Genomic DNA, 21138 nt, shown 5'->3' with positions numbered 1-21138 from the left:
ACGGCAGCCGGACGGCGGCATTCGTCGCGCCCCTTTCGGAGATCAGCTGGGCTGGGGTGCGCTGGACTCCAGCTCCTGCGCAATAGCTTCCCGCAACCGCACCTTCTGGATCTTGGTGGTCGACATCGGCCATTCCTGCACGAACCGGATGTGTCGCGGCACTTTGAACGACGCCATCGAGCCCGCGCAGTGCGCGATCAGTTCCCCGGCGGTCACGGTCGCACCCGGGACGAGCTCGATGAACGCCGCGGCGACCTCGACCAGGCGTACATCCGGCGCGGAGACGACCTGCGCGATCTTCACCGCTGGATGCCGGGCGAGGTGCGCCTCGATCTCCGCGGCGGCCACGTTCTCGCCACCGACCTTCAGCATGTCTTTCAGCCTGCCGGTGTAGGTGATGCGGCCGTCGGCATCCGCGCAACCGAGATCGCCGGTGCGGAAATAGCCCAGCGGATCGGTGCGCTCCGCTGTGGTGACCGGATCGTTCAGATAGCCCTCGAACATGCCGGGACCGGTCACCCTGATTTCGCCGACCTGTCCCGGCGCGCATTCGGTTTCGGTCTCCGGATCGACGATGCGCACCCGCATCCCCTCGAACGGGCGTCCCGACGTACCGGTCCGCCGGTCGAGATCATCGTCGAGTTCGCTGTAGCAGATCACGCCGCCGGCTTCGGTGAGACCATAGGAGGCGATCACTTTCGCGGCCGGGAAGGCCTCCTGCACTTGCCGGAGTACATCCGGCGGGGCGGTATCGAGCAGCCCGCGGATCCGGCTCAGGTCCGCCGATCGGAAGTCGGGGTGGTGGATCAGCGATTGCGTGATCGTGGGGAATGTGGGATAGGCGAAGGTGACCTTCTCGGACACGAGCATTTTCAGCGCGGTGTCCGGATCGAAGTGCACCGCGCTGACAACCGTCCCGCCGTTGAGCAGGTTGGCGGTCGTCGGCAGCAGACCACCCATGTGGAACAACGGAAGCGGGTTCCAGAATCGTTCACTCGCGGTGAGCTGAAACCGTTTACCGACCGCGAGGGCGGTTCGTACCAGCGCTTCGTGGGTCATCGGGCAACCGCGGGGATGAGAGGTGGTTCCCGAGGTGTACATGATCACCGCGAGATCGCGGAGCCGCACCGAGCGCCGCATCGACTCGACGTCGGCGTCGCGCACCGTATCGGCGAGTGCGTTCCAGCCGGCGCGGTCCACGTACCCGGCCGGCTTCGACGCACCGAGCATGACCAGGTTTCGCAGCGAGGCCGGGCGGTCGTGTGCAAAGGCTGCGGCCAGCAGCTCGACGAATGGTGCGTACTCCGCGATGAGATCGGTCGTCAGCACGGTCACCAGTTCGGCGTCCGCCGCGACATGGGCGAGTTCCCGAGGCTTGTACCGGGCATTGATCGTCACCGGTACCGCTCCGATGAGATGGCAGCCGAGGTAGGTCTCCATGAAGTCGAGGCAGTTCGGCATCAGGATGCCGACCCGTTCGCCGGGCCGGATTTCCAGGCCCAGCAGTGCCCGCGCGGCACGCCGCGCGCCGAGGAGCAGCCGGCTGTAGGTGACCCGCTGTTCCGGATATACGAGTGCGTCGTTGTCCGGCCAGCGTGCCGCAGACCGCACCAGGAGGTCACCGCCGGTGACCAGCTCGAGCCAGGAATCGTCCATAACCGCTACTATCTTCCTACCGTCGGTACGATCGATCCACCGTCGATCGCCTGTTCTCTGTCGATATCGATGACCACCGGCCGGCACACCAACGCCAGGACCGATGTGTCGGCGGCGCGACGGGCCGCGGCCTCGTCGTCGAACCGTCCTCGCCGGACCGTTGTCCCCGTGCCCGGACCCGGAACCGCCCGATCCACCTCGATCGCGGACCACCGGCCGCCCGCCCGCTCCGGTACTGCTTCGGTGCCGAACCACAGGACCATGAAGGGCGCCTCGGGCGTTTCAGGTTCTTCGGCGTGCAGTACGCGTCCCGCCCACGCGGTATCCCGCGCCAGGAACCGTTTCTCGTCGGGCACCACTGTCTCCGTGTAATACGCCGATCCGAAGGCCGCCGACTCCGCCGCCCGGGACGCAAACCAGGTCTCCGAGCACACGAAACCATCCGTCGTTTCCGCAAGCGGCCGATCCTGCCGGTACCGGATCAACCCGGGCGTCTGCCCGAACAGCGCCCCGTGCCGGTGTTCCCAATGTTGCCGCGCCCACGCGAGGTCGATATCGCCGCGCAGGGACACCACGAAGATGCGGTGCTGCATGAAGATCTCCTTCGGCATTGTGCCGTTCGGACCGCTCCGTCCGGTATGTGGCGTCGCGTTCAGAACGACCGCGGCAGGCCGGCCATCTCCGCAATGGAGTTACGCGCCATCTCGTTCGCGATGGGGCCGATGCGGTACAGCCGGGCGTCACGCCAGTACCGCTGCATCTGCGTTTCCAGGGCGTAGCCCATTCCACCGAACATCTGGATCCCGCGATCGGCCGCGGTCACGGCACCTTCGGAGGCCACGATCTTCGCCATATTGGCGTGCATTCCGCAGTCCAGCCCCTCGGATTGCCGCCAAGCGGCCTCGTAGATGAGCAGTTCGGACGATTTCTGGGCGATCAGCATATCCGCGATGTAGTGCTGCAGGATCTGCACCTGACCCAACGGCTTACCGAACACCTCCCGCTCCCCCAGGTAACGCATCGCTTCCTCGATGACACCGTCGAGGATGCCCAGCGCGAGCGCCGACATGACGATCCGCTCGTTGTTCAATGTTTTGAGCAGCATGTACCAGGCCTGGCCCGGTTCACCGAGCACGAGATCGTCCGGCACGAACACATCGTTGAGGAAGACTTCGCACGAGCCGACGTTCTTCATCCCCAGTTTGGGGATCTGCCGGCACTCGACGCCCGCGGATTCCCGCGGCACCAGGAAGAGCGTGGTTCCCTGGGTCTTCTTGCTCACATTCTTGTCGCTGCGCGCCAGCAACAGCAGGTAATCGGCGACATGGGCCTGGGTGGACCAGATCTTCTGCCCGTTGATCACCCAGCCGCCTTCGCTCCGCGTGGCAGTCGTGCGCATCGCACCGAGCAGGTCGGTTCCGCCGCCGGGTTCGGTGACCGCGATCGCGAATTTCTTGTCGCCGGAGGCGATATCGGGGAGGAAGCGCCGCTTCTGCTCCTCGGTGCCGTAGTAGCCGACCGATTTCGCACCGGCGAACGCGTTGATCCCCCAGATCCAGGCCTGACCGCCCAGCGACCTGGCCAGTTCCCGGATCAGGATCACCTGGTCGAGTTCGCCACCGCCGGAACCTCCGTACTCCTCGTCGATGGCGATGCCGTGGAAGCCGGCGTCGGCCATCTTCCGGTACAGCTCGTGCGGGTACTGGAACTCCTGTTTCTCCAGCTCGAGTGCCACGTCCTTCGGGCATTCCTTCTCGACCCAGGCCCGGACCGATTTGCGGAACGCCTCCTGCTCCGGCGTGAGTGCGAAGTCCACGCGGTACTCCTTCATTAATTCGACCAAACGATTGCTTGTTATAATAGAAACCGCCACATCGGTCTGTGTCAAGAGCCACACCCTCAGTCGGCGTGACTTTCTTCTACCAACCGTTTGGTGTAATAATTTCAGCGGCGAAAGGAAGGCTCATGACCCGAGTTCATATCGATCACTTCTCCCTCTGCGTGCGCGACCTCGACCAAGCGGTCTCCGACTGGCGGGACATCCTGAACGTCCTCATGCCCGAGATGACCGACACCGTCACTTACAGCAAGGGCAGCTCGGACGGCACCGACATGGAATGGGCCACCTTCCAGAACCCCGATCCGACCGGAGTCTCCGTCCAGATGTGGGCACCGGCCTCCGCGGACAGCTGGGTACACAAGGTGCTGGCCAAACGAGGCGAATTCGTCCACCACATCGCGTTCCTGTCGGACAACTTCGGCCACACCATGGCGGATTGCCGGGCCGCGGGCCTGCCGGTGCTGCTCGACGAGGACAGCCATCCGGACACGATGCCGTGGCTGAAATGGAACTTCCTACCGGAAGCCAAAGCCCACGGGGTACTCATCGAGCTGGCCACCCGCTACCAGGTCGGGGGCGACCGCTGGCTGCCGCATCCCGGGAACGTCGAACAAGCCGACCTCCGCGACGAGATGATCGGCCGGTTCTACACCGAGGGCGACCGATGATGCATATCGACGTGGATATGGGGCTCTGCCAGAACCTGGCCCAGTGTGTCTTCGCCGCGCCCGAGGTCTTCGACCTCGACGACGCCGGCGACCTCGTCTACCGGGCGTCCGCACCGGCTTCGCAACGCGACGAAGTCGAGGCGGCCGTGCTGGCGTGCCCCGTGCAGGCCATCACGCTGCGGAGCTGAGCGGAAGGACCTCCGTGAGCAGGATCGTTGTCGTCGGTGGTTCACTGAGCGGACTCAGAACCGTCGAAGCCCTGTACGGCGCCGGATGGGCCGGTGAGGTGGTGGTGATCTCGGAGGAGACGCACCTGCCCTACACGCGTCCGCCGCTCTCCAAGGCAGCACTGAAAGGCGCCCCTGATCTCGGTTCGTTGCTCTTCAAACAACGACCGGAAGCGGATCGGGCCGAATGGATCCGGGGCGTCCGGGCGGTCGCCACCGATCTGGCGGCACGGCGGGTGGCGCTGTCGGACGGGCGAATCATCGAATACGACGGACTGGTCGCGGCTACCGGAGTGCGGGCGCGCCGGCTACCGATTCCGCACGGCAGCGCGGGATTCGTCGTCCGGACCTTCGACGACTGCTGCGCCCTGCAGCGGCGGCTCATCGCCGGCGCCCGGGTCGTGGTAGTCGGGGCGGGCTTCATCGGTTGCGAAGTCGCCGCCACCGCGACCCAGCTCGGCTGCCGAGTCGATGTGGTCGCGCCGGACCGGACGCCACTGCAGGTCCCACTGGGCACGATGGCGGGTGGCGCGGTCCAGCGCCGGCACGAACGCCACGGGATACGTTTCCATCTCGGCGCCGGCGTCCGGCGGGTCACCGAATCGGGAACCACCACGAGCGTGGAGTTGACCGACGACTCGGTCCTCACCGGTGACGTCCTCGTCCAGGCCGTGGGTTCGGCGCCGGCGGTGGATTGGCTCGCGGGCAACGGCCTCGACCTCTCCGACGGTATCGCCTGCGACAACGATCTCCGGATGGGCGGCGGCACCGGGTCTGTCGCCGTCGGCGATGTGGCGCGATTCCCGAATCCACTGTTCGACGACGTTCCGCGCCGGGTCGAGCACTGGCAGATTCCCGCGGTGACCGCAACCCGGGCCGCGGCCACGCTCATGCACGACCTGGCCGGCGCTCCGCCGAGCGATTCCGCGTTCACGCCCCTGCCGTCCTTCTGGTCCGATCAAGCCGATCTGCGGCTGCAATCTTTCGGGTCGCTCGCGGTGGCCGACCGGGCCGAAGTACTGGAGGGCGATCTCGAGAGCGAGGCCGTCGTCGGCTATTTCCGGGGCGCCGCATTGACCGGGGTCCTACTGCTCGGATTGCCCAAGAAGGCGGTGGCCGCGCGCCGCATGGTGCTCGAATCGCTCGGCACATCAGTGTAATCCGCACCCCGAGCGCCTACCCGTCGCTCCGGATCCGAAGGGAAGAGATATGCCGGCATCAGGCTCCCACGACTGGACCCGGCCCGGTATCTACGAGGTCGGCGACGGCATTTTCCGGATTCCGCTCAGCATGCCCAACGATGGGCTCCGGGCGGTGAATGTGTACGCGGTGATCTCGGACGACGAGCTGGGCCTGGTCGACGGCGGGTGGGCCGATCCGAACGCGCAACAGGAACTCGCCGCGGCACTGGCCAGGATCGGCCGGTCGATCGACCGTATCGCCACGATCGCCGTGACCCACGCGCACCGTGACCATTACACGCTGGCCGTATCGCTGCGTGCCCGGTACGGCAGCCGGATCGCACTCGGCCGGCGGGAAGGTCCGACCATCGCGGCCATGATCGACGGATCCGGCCGCGGCCTGGATTCCCAGGGTGGCAGGCTCATCGCCGCCGATGCCGCGGATCTGCTCCATCAGCTGGCCGGCTCGGGCTCCCGGGCTCCGCAGGGCTATGTGACAGAGGAATTCGGGCTACCCGACCGCTGGCTGGACGACGGGGATCCGGTGCGTACCGGGTCCCGGACACTGCGTGCTGTCCACACTCCGGGGCATACCGACGGGCATATGGTGTTCGTCGAGGAGACAGCCCGCCTGTTGTTCAGCGGGGACCACATCCTGCCCACCATCACGCCGTCGGTCGGTTTCGAACCGAGGCCCACCCCCGACCCGCTCGGCGCATATCTCGAATCCCTGCGGATCATCGCGGACGGGCCCGCACTCGGACTGCTCCCATCCCACGGTCCGGTCATCGACGATGCCGGCCGCCGGGCCCGGGAACTTATCGACCATCATGCCGAACGGCTCGACCGGATCCGGATGCTCTGCGCGGACGGATTGCGCACCGCCCGGGCGATCGCGCATGCCTCCACCTGGACCCGCCGCGATCGGCGATTCCACGAACTCGGTCTGTTCGATCAGGTACTCGCTGTTGTCGAGACCTTGGTGCACCTGGATCATCTCGCCTTCCGCGGCGAACTACGATGCGGGACCGGCAAAGCCGGGCCCAACATCTACACCACAGAATGACCGAATGCCCCGCACCGGCCTACCGGTGCGGGGCATTCGGTCACTCACGCGCCGGATCAGCAGACCTGGCCTCCGTCGACGATCAATGCGGTGCCGGTGACGAACGACGCCGCCGGCGAGGCCAAGAACACCACCGGGCCGGCGATCTCGGCCGGATCACCCCAGCGCCCGAGCGGGATCTCGGCACTGTAGAGCCGGTTCATCCCCGATTCCTTTTCGTAGTGCGCGTGCGCTCCCGAATCGATCAGGCCCGGAACCACCACGTTGACCCGGATACCGTACTGCCCCCATTCGCGCGCCATGCTCTGGGTCAGCATGGTCAGCCCCGCTTTCGCGGCTCCGTAGTGCGCCATATCGTGTTGGGCCGCCTCGCCCACGATGGACCCGATATTGACGACGGCGCCGCCGCCGGCCCGGATCATCCCGGGCAGCGCTGCCCGCGCGCACAGCAGCGGCGCGGTGAGGTTCAGGCCGACTGTTTTGTTCCACCCCGATATTCGCATTTCGGCCAGGGGAGCGAGGAACCTCGCGCCGCCCGCATTGTTGACCACGACCGTGGGATCTCCGAGCTCTGCGGACACCGCGGCCACCGCGGCGGCAATCTGGACCTCGTCGGTGATATCGGCGGTGGCCACCGCCGCGCGCCGGCCGGTCGGCGCGACGAGCCGGGCGGTCTCCTCCAACGCTTCCCGGCGGCGCGCGACCAACCCGACATCCGCACCGGCCTCGGCCAGCGCTACCGCGATCGTCCGGCCGATTCCTCCGCTGGCCCCGGTGATCAGCGCGGTCCGCCCGGCCAGGGGCAGCGATACGGCCATCACCGGCCCCCTCGCCGCACCGGCATGGTCTTCATGCCACGGCTCATCATGGTGGTGTGCCAGGTCTCCGCACCATCGAGGCGCAGGTCGGGCATGGCGGAGATCACCGCCGGGATCGCGACCACCGCTTCCAGGCGTGCCAGGAAGTTGCCCAGGCAGTGATGGACACCGTGACCGAAGCCGATGTGCTGGTTGGGTTGCCGGGTGATATCCAGGGACCCGGGTTCGCTGAAGACATCGGGGTCGCGGTTCGCCGCACTCTGTACGAGGAAGACGTTCTGGCCGGCGCGGAGCACTTTCCCGCGCATTTCCACATCCTCGACCAGCAATCGCGCTTCCAACCGGGACGGGCCGTCGAACCGCAGCAACTCCTCTACCGCAGCATTGATCCGTTGCGGCTCGTCGCGCAACAACGCCCACTGCTCCGGATGGAGCAACAGCTGCCTGGTGCCGTTGGCGATGAGGTTCGTCGTGGTCTCGTGCCCGCCGAATACCAGCAGCGCGCAGGTGGAAATGATCTCCTGGTCGGTCAACGGCGGTTCGACCTCGGCGCTCACCAGGTGTGAGATCACGTCGTCGCGGGGGTTCTTCCGGATATCGGCGATCAGATCGCCCAGGTAGGCGGTGAGTTCGACGAGCCCCTGCTGCGCCAGTTCGCGCCGGTCCTGCTGCCCCTCGGCGCCGAAGACAAGGGTCAGGATGTCATCGGACCATTTCTTGAATTTGTCCCGATCTCCGGCCGGGACCCCGATCAGCTCGGCGACCACGATCGCCGGAATGGGATAGGCGAAATCCAGGACGAAATCGAAGGTATCGCGTTCGGCGAGCGCGGCCAGCGACTCCTCGACCACCTGATCGATACGGGGCCGCCAGGGCGCGACCGCTTTGGGACTGAACAAGGGAGTGAGGATTTTGCGCAGTCGCGTGTGCTCCGGTGGATCCAGGAAGACCATCCAGTGCCGGAGCACATCGAAGGTCGGTTGCCGCCGCTGCCGCTGTTCCGGCGACATGTGCCGGTCGAAAACCGGCCGCACCCGATCCGAGGAGAACGCGGGATTACGGAGCGCGGCAAGGACATCCGCGTGTTTGTGAATGAACCAGGCGCCGAACTTCTCGTTCCAGTGCACCGGGTCCTGCTGCTGCATCGCCGCGAAGTACGGGTAGGGGTCGGCCAACCGCGGACCACCCAGCATATCGTCGTCCGGGACGACGGTGTTCGTCTTCTCAACCACCGAGAACCACCACTACACATCCATTTCCATCGATTCCCGCGGTGCCGCCGCCCATGGTCTCGATGGCGGCGACCCGGGCCCCCGCCACCTGCCGGGTGCCCGCGGATCCGCGCAACTGCCACACACCTTCGGCGATCTGCGCGAGACCGGTGGCGCCCAAGGGGTGACCGCGGCTCAGCAGACCGCCGGACGGATTCACCGGCTGCTTACCGCCCAGTTCGGTATGCCCCGACAACACCAGATCGCCCCCGCCGCCCGGCTCGGTCAGCCCGAGCGCTTCCGTCGCGGTGATCTCCCCGATGGTGAACGCATCGTGGACCTCGAACATATCCACCTCGGCCGGTCCGATCCCGGCCTCTTCCCAGGCCTGCGCGGAGACCTGCCGCATCAGCTCGTATCCCCACGGCAACGTGCTGCGGTGGTCCCACAGCTCGCCCGAGCGCAGTGCCGACGCGGCGATCCGGATGTCGCGGGAGTTGCCCCGGCCGACGCCCACGACCGCCGCCGCGGCGGCATCGGAGATATCGCAGCACTGCATCAGCGTCAACGGGTCGGCGATCATCCGCGAGGCCAGCACCTCGTCCACTGTCACCGGGGTGCCGTGCTGGGCCCGGTCGTTGAGTGCGCCGTGGCGCCGGTTCTTGACGGCCACGGCCGCGAGCGTCTCGGGAGCGAGGTCGTAGAGGTAGCGGTAGCGGCTGGCGACCATGGCGTATACGCCCGGCAGTGCGAGCCCTGCGCGGCCTTCCGCGTCGGTCGGCTCCGGGGTGATCGGGCCGTCGAAATGCGCCGTCATCGTCTCGATTCCGAGGCACAGCACCCGTTCGTACCGCCCGGAAAGCACAGCATGGCGGGCTTCGTGGAACGCCGTACTCGAGGTCGCGCAGGCATTCTCGAAGGTCAGGATCGGTATCCCGGTGATTCCGAGAGTCTGTAGCGCGCGCTGGGCGGTGCCGGGGGCGCCGAACACAGTGCCTGCGTATACGGCCTCGACACTGTCGACGCCGGCGTCGCCCAGCGCTTCGAGGATCGCCTGCTGAGCGAGCGCCGGACCCGCCACGCCCGGTTGCCGTCCGAACCGTGAGGTGCCGACACCGTAGACGAACGCGTTCATGCGCGATCCTCGCTCTCGTTCGCGACGAGATCACCCGCGGGTGATACCGAGGTCACGGTGGCGCGGCGCCCGGGCCGGATCGGGCTGTCCCCCGGTGTGTGGACGAGGACGCGCGGCCCGTCGTCGAGGGTCAGATAAGCCACCGCGAACGGCGGCGGGTAGTCCGGAACACGGACCCGCAGGCAGGTCGATGCCCACACCACCCCGCTGGTCGCAAAGGTGGCTGGACCGACCCTGCTCCGGCACAGCGGGCAGCGGAGAACTTCCTGGGTCAGCGGATGGGCACAGGAAACGCAACGCCAGCCGGTAATGGTTACCGTACCGTTTGTTTCCGCCCCGACCGGCCGCGGATCGACCGGCGACCGGCCGTGTTCGACCGTCGTCGTCATGGCGCACAGTCCTTCCTGTTTCGCGGGTCGCAGATCGGCGTCATCGCGGAGCCATCCGGACCCCGGCGTCGACGCGGATCACCTCACCGTTCAGATATGTGGTCTCCATACAGGTCCGGATGACGGCAGCGATATCGCCGGCCCGGCCCAGGCGCTTCGGGAACACGTTCGCGTCCCGGAGGTAGGTGCGGATCTCCTCGCTCGCCTGCTGCACCATGGGGGTGTCGATTGTGCCGGGGCAGAGGCCCATCACCCGGATCCCGTGCGTGGCGAGGTCACGCGCCAGTGGCAGCGTCATCGCGACGACGCCGCCTTTGCTCGCAGCATATGCGGCCTGTCCGACCTGGCCTTCGAATGCGGCGATCGAGCCGATGTTCACGATCAGTCCGCGCTCGCCTTCCTCGGTCGGTGCGTTCCGGGCCATCGCGCCGGCACAATGCCGCAGCACATCGAACGATCCGAGCAGGTTCACCTCCACTGCCGCCCGGAATTTCGCCAGGGGGAACAGGTCACCGTTACCGGCTACCACTCGCGCCGCAGGGCTGATACCGGCACTGTTGACCAGGACATCGATCCGCCCGTAATGAGCCACGGCAGCCGCGACAGCCGCTTCGACCTCCACCGGAGCGGTCACATCGACCGGGAAGAAGGCCGCGGACGGGCCGAGCGACGCCACGAGTTCGGCACCGGCGGACCCCGGGAGGTCGAATACCGCGGCGCGGCCGCCGGCCGCCACGGTCGCCCGGACCACCCCTTGCCCGATGCCCGACGCGCCGCCGGTCACGACGACCACCGCCTCCGATATCAGCATCCGCTACACCCGTTCCAGAATCGTGGCATTGGCCAGGCCGCCGCCCTCGCACATGGTCTGCAATCCGTAGCGCGCACCCGTCCGCCGCATTTCGTGGACCAATGTGGTCATGAGCCGTGCGCCACTGGCCCCGAGCGGATGCCCCAGCGCCATCGCCCCACCGTTGACGTTCACCCGGTCCAGGTCGATAGCGAGTTCCTTCGCCCAGGCCAGCACCACCGCCGCGAATGCCTCGTTGCATTCGTAGAGGTCGATATCGCCGGCCGACAGCCCGGCCCGGTCGAGTACCTTCCGGGTGGCCGGGATCGGTCCGGTGAGGATGAGCACCGGGTCGCTGCCCACCACCGTCGTGGTGTGCACCCGGGCCAGCGGGGTCAGTCCGAGCCGGTCGACCGCGTTCCCGGACGCCAGCAGCAGAGCGGCCGCGCCGTCGGCGATCTGGCTCGCCAGCGGGGCGTTGTGGATCCCGCCGGGCCGGATCGGCGCGATGGTTCGCATCTTCTCGATCGTGGAGCCGCGGCGCACACCCTCGTCTCGGTCGACGCCGGCGACCGGGACGATCTGAGTGTCGAACCGGCCCTCGTCCTGGGCACGGGCCGCCTTCCGGTGACTCGCGAGCGCGAACTCGAACATCCGCTCGCGGTCGATATCCCATTTCTCCGCGATGAGGTCTCCGCCGCGGAACTGATGAATCTCCTGGTCCCCGTAATTGGCGGCCCACCCCTGTCCGCCGAACGGATATCCGTAGCCGAGCCCGGGGTCGCCGGAACTGTTGAGCGGTACCACGCTCATGGCTTCGACTCCCGCGGCGATCACCAGATCCTGTTCGCCGGACTTGATGCCCTGTGCCGCGAAATGCACTGCCTGCTGCGAAGATCCACACTGGCGGTCAATGGTGACGGCCGGAACCTCCACCGGCAGCCCGGCGGACAACCAAGCGTTGCGGCCGATATTCCACGCCTGCGAGCCCATCTGCGCGACGCAGCCGGCGATCACGTCGTCGACCGCGGCAGCATCGATGCCGCTCCGGGTGACGACCTCGGTCAGCACCGCGGCCAGCAGGTCGGTCGGGTGCAATCCGCTCAGTCCGCCACCCCGCTTCCCAGTCGGGGTGCGGACCGCATCGACGATATAGGCGTCGGTCATGTTTTCTCCTCCAGATGGTTCACCTGCTGTTGTCCCGCGCGCGCACCGAGGGGCTCGTGCCAGCGCCCTTCCAGGCCCGCGGGCAGCCGTTCCAGTTGCAGACTCGGCCGGACCACGGTGGCGAGCGCCGCCACAGCCGATCGCCATGCGGCGGTGCCCGGCGCTACCGCGATCCGGACGGCGATCAGATCGACCCCGCTGTGCTGTTGTTCGGCGCGCAACCGCGCCACCAACTCGTCGACGGGCTCGTCCTGCGGATCCCACCGGCGCACGGCGGGGCGAACAGCGTGGCGCTGCACGGCGTTTGCGCCGGAATCCAGTTCGGCCCACAGGGCCGGAGAGTCGACCGCGGGCAGCCCGGTCGCGGCAGCCGCGCGGGCACCGACCCAGATGGCCGTGCCCATCCCCGAGGGCATCGGGGTGACGCGGATACATTCTTCCCGGTTGATCGAATTCGCTTCCAGCCCGGCGGGAACGGTCCACCGGCTGCCCACATGGCGGAACGGTCTACCCGCGGCAGCGGCCAGCAGTACGGCAGCGACCTCGCTCTGCTCGTCCGCGTCACCGCGCAACACCGTGACCAGCCGGCCACCGAGCAATCGATCGGTCACGTGCCGCTCTTCGGCGAGGTACAGCGGGTGGAAACCCTGCAACGCGACATCCTGCGCGACCGTGAGCGTTGTAGTGACCGCCGCGGAGGCCGCGGCGACCACCAGAGACGAAGTCCAGGCGGACCCCACCGGATGCCACCACAGGACGTCGAGACCAGCGGCCTCGACCAGCTCGGCGATCTGCGGTACAGCTCCCAGCAAGTCTTCGCCGACCACCACCTCTACGCCGATTCTCATGACGGCTGCTCCTGTCGCAGGCGAGGCAGAACCGAGTGTGCGAAGAGTTCGAGCGCCGGCCACAACGACGGCCCGGCGGTGAAATCGAATACCGACCGCACGACGAGATGTTCGACACCGGCCCGGGCCAGTTCCCGCAGCCGCTCGGTCACCGTGTCCGGCGACCCGACGATCGCGGCGTCCGCGACCCGATCGACCTGCCGCTCGAGCCCGGCGGGATCGGTGAAACCGTGACCGCCGGACCCGAGTACCCACCACGCGCCGGCTTCCTCGCGGTAGTGCTCCCGCAACCGCGGCAGGAACCACTCCCGCCCACGGACGCCGTCGGCATCGACCCAGACGTCTTTCATCATCCCGATCCGCCCGGGCGCGACGCCGGCCCGCTTCGCGGCGTCGCGGATCGTGGCGATCGCCCGGGCCGTCGCATCGAGGGTGAGGCTCTGCGGCAACAGCGCAGACATACCCCGGCTGCCGAGCCGGGCCAGTGCTGTGGGTGCCATACCGCCGACCCAGATATCCGGCGCCGCCGAGCCGGCGGCCAGCAGCGCATCCAGCGCCGGTCCCATTCGGGCGCCCCGCGTCGCCCGGGCGATCCCGAGTGCGTCGAACTCCGCATCCCGGTGGCCGAGCCCGACCCCGAGCCGCAGGCGACCACCGCTGATCCGTCCCAGGGCCGTGGCGAGCGCCGACACTCGTGCGGGATCATGTTGCGGTAGCAGCAGCATCGCCGTACCGAGACCGATCGTGCTGGTTCGGGCAGCGGCGGCCGCGAGTGCCATGAGCGGGGCGGGGCACCAGCCGTCGTACCAGAGCCGATGTTCGCCGAGCCAGACGTCGTCGAATCCCAGTGACTCCAGGCGTGCGGCGTCGTCGGCGAACCCCTGGTACGCCGATCCGACCGGGATCGGATGTGCAGCCGTGGACTGGAAGGTCCACAACCCCGCGCCCACTTTCATTCCGCCGCCACCGCCGGCGCCGAGATCTCGACGCTCGCGGTTCCGCTGAGCACCACCCTGGGCTCCGGTGCTCCCCGAGCTTTGGCGAGTAGTTCGACCGCGCAATCGGCCAGCACCGAGCCACCGTGGGCGCGGACCGCGGTCACCGTCCCGCGGCAGGTGACGTGGTCACCGCCGAATACGTTGCCGAGGAACCGCACTCGCAATGCCCGGACCCGATCCGTGCCGCCCGCCCACGCGCCGAGCATGTTCAGCACGTACCCGACATTGCTGGGGCCTTGATTGACCGGCTGATCACCGAGTCCGAGCGAACGCACCGCGGCTATATCGAAATGGATCGGGTTCGGATCCGCCAGCAGCAATGCCATCGTCTTCATCTTCTCGGCGCTGACCGCGGGCAGTACCCACTCGGTCACCGCCGCACCGACCTCGACCTTCACGCTTCCCTCCTCGGGTAGACGATGCTGTTGCGCGTGGTACCGACCGGCCGGCCGTCCACGTCGTGCAGCGTGACGCGGAAGCCGATGATGTCGAAGACTCCGGTCTTGCGGCCGCGCTTACGCTCCGCGCTGTCGAAGTGGCCGCGTACCGTGATCCGCTCCCCTACTCGCAGCGGCCGGGTCAGCTCGAATTCGTGCTCGCCGAACATCGGTCCGTCCGCAGCGGTGGCCCCGCAGATCCGGAAGACCTCGTCCCAGCCGATGCCCTTCCCCCGGGCAGTCGCGACATAAGCGAACAGCGGATGCGCGGTGACGACGTCGCGCTCCGATCCGACCGCGTCGCGCAGCAGCCAATCCAGGTATGGCTCGATCACGTACTCGCCACCGGGTAGTTCGCGGCCGACGATGGCCCGCAGTTCCTCTTCACTCAGCATGATCAACTCTTTTTCAGCAATCAAACGGTCGTTTTAATCAATTGGACATACGCCGACCTCGCCGATACGAGGTCGCATCCGCTCTGTTGTCAGATACCGAGCGGCCGACCGCGCGTTCCTACAATCCGAGCACCTCGTACGAGTAGTCGCGCCGATCGCGCCGCGGCAACGTCACCCGCGCCTCCGGATTGTTCGCGATGATCCCGGCCTGCCCTTGCGCCGGATCGACAAGATCAATGACCGGATCCGCCCGGGACCACTCCCGAATCGATCGGCGATGCACGATCGCCCACCGGCCGTCCCGCTGCTCGAAATCGTCGACATATCTGCCACCGGACCGGACATCAACCGCGCGGCCGTCGGTCTCGCTCCGGAGCGTGACCTCCCAATACGACTCCACACCGGCGGACCCGTCCCGGATATCGATGAGAACATTGGTGATCCGATGCCTGGTCAGCACCATCGCGGCATGGACCGGCCAGAGCCAATCGAGGAAGCCGTCGGCGGTGCCCACGTACAGCGGAGCGTGATCGTCCGTGCCGTCCGCATGCCAGCACGCGCGGGTCAGCTCTTTGTCCATCCGGTCCATTCCCCGGCAGTACCGGTGGAGAACCTCGGTGATCGCGAGCCGGCTCGCGATTTCGTCCGTATGCACCGATACACCTCTCACTCGCGGTCCGCGAGGCCGGCAATCGAGATCACCTGCCGCCGTCGCAGTCCGGCCAACCCTAACGACCCGGCGAACTTTATGTCAACCAATCGTTTGGTCGAATTTACGAATATGGCATAACGACTGGTCACAGCGAGTAACCTCCGTCGACATCGATCCACTGCCCCGTCACATAACGAGCCCGTTCCGAAGCCAGAAAACCGGCCACCTCCGCGATATCGGCGGCTTTCCCGAACGCCCGCAGCGGGATACGGCCGAGCGCATGCTCGAGATCACCCGGCCGGATATCACCGCTGGCGACGAGACGCTCAGTCATCCCCTCGTCGAGAATTCCCACACCGACGGCGTTCGCGCGGACCCCGTAGCGCCCCTCCTCGGCGGCGACAGCACGTACGAGCGCTTCGTTCGCCGCCTTCGGCGCGGTCGAGAGCACATCCCGCAGTACGTAGCGACGGTTGGCGACGGTGGTCACGGCCACGATCGACCCGCGACTCTCCCGCAGCAACGGCAGCGCCGCCCGCACGATGGCGTAGCTACCGCCGGCGTCGACGGTCAATTGATCCAGATAGCGAGCATCTGGAAGGCTGCCGGCATAGAACTGCGAATTCGTCGGCGAGGCGGCCAGTACCACGGTATGGAGACCACCGAGGAGGTCTCCCGCACGCTGGACCGCCGCCGCCGCACCGGCAGCATCCCGCATATCCAGGCACACCGGCTCTGCGCGGCACCCCCGGTCCCGGACCGCCCGGGCCGCCGCGTCGGCTGCCTCCCGACGAGAGCTGTACCCGAGGGCGATATCGGCCCCCATCTCGGCGAGGCGCTCGGCCACAGCACGCCCGATCGCCCCCGAACCACCCACCACCAGAGCCCCGCCGGGCCGGCCTCCGAACTCGTCATCCACGGCTTTCCACTCCTTGTCGCCGACCGAATGCCGCCGGAATACGCCGGCCGCACCGCTTCGATTATATAGACCAAACGATTGGTTGACTAAAACTTCACCACTCGCTAACATCAGCGACTGTGTGATGGGGGACACATCATCTTGATGGTTCGGCGCGCGGGTTCGCTGTCCCCGCGCCGAGAACGAAAGGCGTGCCGTGCACGGAACTCGAGGGGTCGATGTCGCTGAGGCCATCGACAAGGCACCGGTATCGGCGGTGCAGAAAAGAGCGATAGGGCTCTGTATCGCCATCGCCGTCATCGACGGATTCGATGCGCAGAGCATCGGCTTCGCCGCGCCCAGGATCGCCGAGGACTGGGAAACCGCGGTGTCGTCGTTCGGCCCGGTCTTCTCACTCGGGCTGGTCGGGATGATGCTCGGTGGAATGATTTTCGGTCCGGTCTCGGACCGCATCGGCCGCCGCAGCGTCATCATCGGCTGCACTGTCATGTTCGGCGTGCTGACCCTGGTGACCTCGCAAGCGCAATCGGTGGAAACCCTCATGGCCCTCCGATTCCTCACCGGACTCGGTCTCGGCGGGATCACGCCCAACCTGATCGCTCTCGCCGCGGAGTACGCCCCGGCCCGGCTCCGCACCACCGTGGTGACCGTCGTGGTCTGCGCATTCTCGGTCGGCGGCTTCGCCGGCGGTTTCATCGCCGCCTGGCTGATCCCAGCGCTCGGCTGGCGTGGGCTGTTCATCATCGGCGGGGTGATCCCCTTGGCCATCGCCGCCGTCGCCTACCGCTACCTACCCGAATCGGTGCGCTACCTGACAGTGGCGGGCCGAACCGAGCAGGCCGCCGAAATCGTCCGCCGGATCAACCCTTCGATACCGCCGGGCAGCGTGCCCGAACTTCCCGGAACAACAACAACCGAGAAGTCCTCGATCGTCTCACTGTTCGCCGACGGCAGGACTACCCGGACACTGATCCTGTGGGCGGTCTTCTTCATGAACCTGCTCGTCATCTACTTCGTCCTCAGCTGGATGCCCTCACTGTTCGGACAGGCCGGTCTGTCGTCGTCCACCGCCCTGATCGCCACCTCCCTGTTCAACCTCGGCGGCGTCGTCGGTGGCATCGTGATCGGGCGGCTCTCCGATACCCGAGACCGGCCTTTCGGCACCATCGCCACGGCCTATGTAATCGGCGCCGTCTTCATCGGCATCACAGCCCTCGCCTTCGACATCGTGCCGGTACTACTGGTCGCGGTATTCCTGATCGGCGTCGGAGTATCCGGCTCCCAAACCGGCATCAGTGCCGTCGCAGCCGCGACCTACCCCACCAACACCCGCGCCACCGGCGTCGGCTGGGCCTATGGCATCGGGCGAATCGGATCTATCATCGGCCCCACCTTGGGCGGACTCCTCATCGGAATCGGTCTCGCCCCGGTCACCATATTCACTCTCACCATCATCCCCACCCTGCTTGCCGCCGTGGCGATCATGCAACTCGCCCGGGTCGTGGCCGATCGCAGCGGAACGAAAAAACCCGGAGCCAGCAGCGCAGAGGTCCTCGAGACCACGTGACCGTCATAGGTCGACCTCCGGCGGTAAGTAACGACCCGCTGGTCAGTACCCGGTCCACGGCAATATCGCCCACGCGCGATTACCGGATGACCAGAGCCTGCAAATGAATCACCGAAACGCCCGGCGTAACTCGATGAGGGAGTTACGCCGGGCACCCCACGACGATGTCGGCCGACAATCGGCTCGGTGGCCCCTGGCGCAGGCCCGGATTGCACGCGATGCCGTCCGGGCGAGATTCTCGGATGAATAGGAGCAGCACAGTATGACGAACAATCAAGCGGTCGTGCGTTCACACGACAAATTGTTCATAGGCGGCCGATGGGTCGATCCTGCGACCTCCAGTCGAATCGACGTGGTTTCCCCGATGACCGAGGAGAAGATAGCCACGGTCCCCGAGGCCGGCTCGGTCGATATCGATCGTGCGGTCGATGCCGCCCGTGCCGCCTTCGATTCCGGCGCGTGGACGACGTTGTCCCGGAAAGATCGGGTCGCGGCCCTGAATCGCGTCGCTGATGAAATCGAGGCCCGCCTGCCGGAGATGATCTCGACCTTTTCGTCCGAGGTAGGGGCACCGCTGGCGGTGAGCGAGGCTTTCCACGCCATGGCGGTGCAGTTCTGGCGGCGCAATGCGCAGCTGCTGCAGAGCTACGATTTCGAGGATCGACGCCGATGGGATCAGAGCGCAGGGACCGTCGTCCGCGAGCCCGTCGGTGTAGTCGGCGCAATCATTCCCTGGAACGGACCGGTGGCGAATGCGAGTCTGAAGTTGTCGGCAGCCCTGGCTGCCGGCTGCTCCGTTGTGGTCAAGCCGGCCCGGGAGGGTCCGGTCAGCACATTTCTGCTGGCCGAGGCGCTGGCTGCGGCCGGCTTGCCCGAGGGGCTGGTCAGCATCCTTCCTGGTGACCGCCCCGTCGGTGCGCACCTCGTCGACCATCGCGGTGTCGACAAGGTCTCGTTCACCGGTAGTACCGCTGCCGGCAAGAAGATCATGCAGTCGTGTGCCGCTCGCGTCGCGCGCGTGACTCTCGAGCTGGGCGGGAAATCCGCGGCGATCATCACCGATGATGCGGTGTTCGAGGATGTGCTGCCGTCGCTGATTCCCGCGAGTGTCGGTCACAGTGGCCAGGTCTGCGCGGCCGTCACCCGGGTCCTGGCCCCGCGTAGCCGATACACCGAGTTCGTCGACGTGCTCGGCGCGGCGCTCCGAGGGCTGCGCGTCGGCGATCCGTTCGCGCCGGACACGATCCTCGGCCCGCTGGTTTCCGAACGCCAGCGCACTCGGGTCGAGAACTACATCGGTATCGGACGGGAGGAAGGCGCTCGGGTGGTCACCGGTGGTGGCCGACCGCAGGGAATGGAGCGCGGCTGGTTCATCGAGCCGACGCTTTTCGCCGACGTCGACAATTCCATGCGTATAGCTCGCGAGGAGATTTTCGGCCCGGTGGTGGTTGCCATCCCGTACACCGACATCGAAGAAGCGGTTGCCATTGCCAACGACTCAGAGTACGGACTGTCGGGCGCGGTCTACTCCGGCGATCACGAAGTCGGTCAGAAGATCGCGAGGCGAATTCGCACCGGGCAGATCTTCGTCAACAGTGCGGGGCTGTGCCTGACCGAACCGTTCGGCGGCTACAAACAATCGGGATTGGGACGCGAAGGCGGAGTCGAAGGTATCGGGGCTTTCCTGGAAACCAAATTGATTGTCGAGAACGCCTGAGTATCGGTACGAGCCAGAAAGAAGTAATAGAATGAAGACTCGCGCATCAGTCCTGTTCCGTACCCCCGGAACGTTCGAAACCGTTGAGGTCGATCTCGAGAGTCCGCGCTCACGGGAGCTGCTCGTCAAAATGACCGCCTCGGGTTTGTGCCATTCCGACGACCATATGGCCACAGGGGATGTGCCGGCGGCTACGTTTCCGTTCTGTGGCGGCCACGAGGGCTCCGGGGTGGTCGTGGAAGTCGGTCCGGATACTCCTGGTTGGGAAATCGGAGAGCACGTGGTGTTCAGCTTCGTCCCTGCGTGTGGCCGATGCCGCTGGTGTGCCCAGGGCAAACAGAACCTCTGCGACTTGGGCGCAAATATGCTGGTGGGATCCCGATTCGATGATGTGACCAGTTTCCGGATGACGCTGGCGGGTGACAACGTCGGTCAGATGTGTGGAGTGTCGACCTTCAGCGAATACACCACGGTGAGCATCGAATCTGCGATCAAGGTCGCACAGGATGTTCCACTGGCCCCGCTGGCCCTACTGGGATGCGGGGTCGGCACCGGGTGGGGCTCTTCGGTACACGCCGCCGAGATCCGGCCGGGCGATACGGCAATCATCATGGGGATCGGCGGCATCGGCATGAGCGCCGTTCAAGGCGCTGTCCACGCAGGTGCGCGCGATGTCATCGCTGTGGATCCGGTGGAATTCAAGCGGAAGCAGGCACTCGAGTTCGGCGCCACCTATGCTTGCGCCGACATGGACGAAGCGGCGGATTACGCGCGGTCACGGACGAACGGACAAGGGGCCGACGCGGCCATCGTCACCGTCGGGGTGACATCAGCTGTGCATGTATCGCAGGCCATGACCTCGATCCGGAAAGCCGGCATAGTGGTCGTCACCGGCGCCGGACGCGCCGAGGTCTCCGACCTCCCGATCAACCTGTGGGAGATGACAATGCTCGAGAAGCGCCTTGTCGGGGCTCTGTACGGGAATTCCAGCCCGCGGGCGGCCGTCCCGAGGCTCGTCGAACTGTACCGGGCCGGTCATCTCAAGCTCGACGAGATGGTCACACGGACCTACTCTCTAGATGATATTTCCGAGGGATTCGAAGATATGCATGCCGGTCGAATCGTGCGCGGCATGGTGAAATTCGACTTGTAATAAACTCGTGACGAATGGGTCCGAATCCAGCTTCAACAGCAGATCAGGCACATGCCGATGAACGGCAACGCCGTCGCGTCCCCAGAGCCAGAACGGCTGCGCTGCTATCCACACCACGCGCGGATCGAAGTCGGCAAGCCATAGCCGGTCCAACTCCAAGCGGCTCTCATAGTGATGCTGAGTCCTGGTCGTAGATGACCAGAAGGCGCCGGTGTAATGCTTCTTCCCGGCTGCGGTATGAATTCGTCGCACCGGAAGGCCACGTACAAGCAGCTCGGCGTCCGCCGACCGCACATCTGTGTCC

Annotated in this window: 22 protein-coding genes and 1 pseudogene; 7 read left to right on the top strand and 16 right to left on the bottom strand. The window is 66.5% G+C overall.

Annotated elements, in window-relative coordinates:
- Positions 1-42 precede the first annotated feature (42 nt).
- Genes NFL01S_RS03600 through NFL01S_RS03590 form a run of 3 tightly spaced genes read right to left on the bottom strand, consistent with a single transcriptional unit; the run spans position 43 to position 3472 of the window.
- Positions 43-1656, bottom strand: a complete 1614-nt coding sequence (locus NFL01S_RS03600) for a class I adenylate-forming enzyme family protein (protein ID WP_062971473.1) — start codon at positions 1654-1656, stop codon at positions 43-45.
- An 8-nt stretch (positions 1657-1664) separates the two neighbouring features.
- Entirely contained in the window at positions 1665-2249 is a 585-nt protein-coding gene (locus NFL01S_RS03595) for an EthD domain-containing protein (protein ID WP_168433975.1), read from the bottom strand.
- A 59-nt stretch (positions 2250-2308) separates the two neighbouring features.
- Entirely contained in the window at positions 2309-3472 is a 1164-nt protein-coding gene (locus NFL01S_RS03590) for an acyl-CoA dehydrogenase family protein (RefSeq protein ID WP_062971572.1), read from the bottom strand.
- A 149-nt stretch (positions 3473-3621) separates the two neighbouring features.
- Between NFL01S_RS03590 and NFL01S_RS03585 the strand changes: the two genes are divergently transcribed.
- From NFL01S_RS03585 to NFL01S_RS03570, 4 genes are read left to right on the top strand one after another with little or no spacing between them, the layout of a single operon-like run.
- Positions 3622-4164 carry a VOC family protein gene (locus NFL01S_RS03585; protein WP_084492377.1) on the top strand — a complete coding sequence of 181 codons (543 nt, stop codon included), beginning with the start codon at positions 3622-3624 and terminating at the stop codon, positions 4162-4164.
- Positions 4161-4352 carry a ferredoxin gene (locus NFL01S_RS03580; RefSeq protein ID WP_084492376.1) on the top strand — a complete coding sequence of 64 codons (192 nt, stop codon included), beginning with the start codon at positions 4161-4163 and terminating at the stop codon, positions 4350-4352. The genes NFL01S_RS03585 and NFL01S_RS03580 overlap by 4 nt, the downstream gene beginning before the upstream one ends.
- Before the next feature lie 14 nt (positions 4353-4366).
- On the top strand, positions 4367-5551 hold the full coding sequence (locus NFL01S_RS03575; protein WP_062971465.1) for an NAD(P)/FAD-dependent oxidoreductase: 1185 nt from the start codon (positions 4367-4369) through the stop codon (positions 5549-5551).
- A 49-nt stretch (positions 5552-5600) separates the two neighbouring features.
- The gene (locus tag NFL01S_RS03570) at positions 5601-6638 is read left to right on the top strand and encodes an MBL fold metallo-hydrolase (RefSeq protein ID WP_062971463.1); all 1038 of its coding nucleotides are present in this window, start codon (positions 5601-5603) and stop codon (positions 6636-6638) included.
- Positions 6639-6694: 56 nt separating this feature from the next.
- On the opposite strand, the gene NFL01S_RS03565 is transcribed toward NFL01S_RS03570, so the two are convergent.
- From NFL01S_RS03565 to NFL01S_RS03510, 12 genes are all read right to left on the bottom strand, one after another.
- The gene (locus NFL01S_RS03565) at positions 6695-7456 is read right to left on the bottom strand and encodes an SDR family NAD(P)-dependent oxidoreductase (protein ID WP_062971461.1); all 762 of its coding nucleotides are present in this window, start codon (positions 7454-7456) and stop codon (positions 6695-6697) included.
- Entirely contained in the window at positions 7456-8688 is a 1233-nt protein-coding gene (locus tag NFL01S_RS03560) for a cytochrome P450 (RefSeq protein WP_062971459.1), read from the bottom strand. Before NFL01S_RS03560 ends, NFL01S_RS03565 begins: the two co-directional genes overlap by 1 nt.
- Positions 8681-9802: a thiolase family protein gene (locus tag NFL01S_RS03555; protein ID WP_062971457.1), complete on the bottom strand. Its 1122-nt coding sequence runs from the start codon at positions 9800-9802 to the stop codon at positions 8681-8683. Before NFL01S_RS03555 ends, NFL01S_RS03560 begins: the two co-directional genes overlap by 8 nt.
- Positions 9799-10191 carry a PhlB family protein gene (locus NFL01S_RS03550; protein WP_062971455.1) on the bottom strand — a complete coding sequence of 131 codons (393 nt, stop codon included), beginning with the start codon at positions 10189-10191 and terminating at the stop codon, positions 9799-9801. The genes NFL01S_RS03555 and NFL01S_RS03550 overlap by 4 nt, the downstream gene beginning before the upstream one ends.
- A 40-nt stretch (positions 10192-10231) precedes the next feature.
- On the bottom strand, positions 10232-11002 hold the full coding sequence (locus NFL01S_RS03545) for an SDR family NAD(P)-dependent oxidoreductase (RefSeq protein WP_062971453.1): 771 nt from the start codon (positions 11000-11002) through the stop codon (positions 10232-10234).
- A 3-nt stretch (positions 11003-11005) separates the two neighbouring features.
- The gene (locus NFL01S_RS03540) at positions 11006-12148 is read right to left on the bottom strand and encodes an acetyl-CoA C-acyltransferase (RefSeq protein WP_062971451.1); all 1143 of its coding nucleotides are present in this window, start codon (positions 12146-12148) and stop codon (positions 11006-11008) included.
- Positions 12145-12996 (bottom strand): hypothetical protein, encoded by an 852-nt coding sequence (locus NFL01S_RS03535; protein WP_062971449.1) that lies wholly within the window; start codon positions 12994-12996, stop codon positions 12145-12147. Before NFL01S_RS03535 ends, NFL01S_RS03540 begins: the two co-directional genes overlap by 4 nt.
- Positions 12993-13952 carry an LLM class flavin-dependent oxidoreductase gene (locus tag NFL01S_RS03530; protein WP_062971447.1) on the bottom strand — a complete coding sequence of 320 codons (960 nt, stop codon included), beginning with the start codon at positions 13950-13952 and terminating at the stop codon, positions 12993-12995. The genes NFL01S_RS03535 and NFL01S_RS03530 overlap by 4 nt, the downstream gene beginning before the upstream one ends.
- On the bottom strand, positions 13949-14392 hold the full coding sequence (locus NFL01S_RS03525; protein WP_062971445.1) for a MaoC family dehydratase: 444 nt from the start codon (positions 14390-14392) through the stop codon (positions 13949-13951). The genes NFL01S_RS03530 and NFL01S_RS03525 overlap by 4 nt, the downstream gene beginning before the upstream one ends.
- Entirely contained in the window at positions 14389-14850 is a 462-nt protein-coding gene (locus tag NFL01S_RS03520; RefSeq protein ID WP_157116228.1) for an FAS1-like dehydratase domain-containing protein, read from the bottom strand. Before NFL01S_RS03520 ends, NFL01S_RS03525 begins: the two co-directional genes overlap by 4 nt.
- 94 nt (positions 14851-14944) lie before the next feature.
- Positions 14945-15481, bottom strand: a complete 537-nt coding sequence (locus NFL01S_RS03515) for a nuclear transport factor 2 family protein (RefSeq protein ID WP_168433974.1) — start codon at positions 15479-15481, stop codon at positions 14945-14947.
- Between the two features lie 142 nt (positions 15482-15623).
- Positions 15624-16397: an SDR family NAD(P)-dependent oxidoreductase gene (locus NFL01S_RS03510; protein ID WP_062971438.1), complete on the bottom strand. Its 774-nt coding sequence runs from the start codon at positions 16395-16397 to the stop codon at positions 15624-15626.
- Positions 16398-16593: 196 nt separating this feature from the next.
- Between NFL01S_RS03510 and NFL01S_RS03505 the strand changes: the two genes are divergently transcribed.
- The 3 genes from NFL01S_RS03505 to NFL01S_RS03495 all read left to right on the top strand — a co-directional run bounded on the left by NFL01S_RS03505 (position 16594) and on the right by NFL01S_RS03495 (position 20834).
- Positions 16594-17964: an MFS transporter gene (locus NFL01S_RS03505; RefSeq protein ID WP_062971436.1), complete on the top strand. Its 1371-nt coding sequence runs from the start codon at positions 16594-16596 to the stop codon at positions 17962-17964.
- A gap of 262 nt (positions 17965-18226) precedes the next feature.
- Positions 18227-19681 (top strand): aldehyde dehydrogenase, encoded by a 1455-nt coding sequence (locus NFL01S_RS03500; protein ID WP_062971434.1) that lies wholly within the window; start codon positions 18227-18229, stop codon positions 19679-19681.
- Positions 19682-19712: 31 nt separating this feature from the next.
- On the top strand, positions 19713-20834 hold the full coding sequence (locus NFL01S_RS03495) for an NDMA-dependent alcohol dehydrogenase (protein WP_062971432.1): 1122 nt from the start codon (positions 19713-19715) through the stop codon (positions 20832-20834).
- Here the strand turns inward: NFL01S_RS03495 and NFL01S_RS36405 are convergent.
- Positions 20757-21138 (bottom strand): annotated as a pseudogene (locus NFL01S_RS36405) (hypothetical protein); the annotation flags it as partial. The gene NFL01S_RS03495 and the pseudogene NFL01S_RS36405 sit on opposite strands and share 78 nt — an antisense overlap.

The organism is Nocardia flavorosea NBRC 108225, from assembly GCF_001613385.1.
GTDB lineage: Bacteria > Actinomycetota > Actinomycetes > Mycobacteriales > Mycobacteriaceae > Nocardia > Nocardia flavorosea.
Note: the sequence above shows the minus strand (reverse complement) of the source record. Positions and strands in the feature narration are given on the sequence as shown.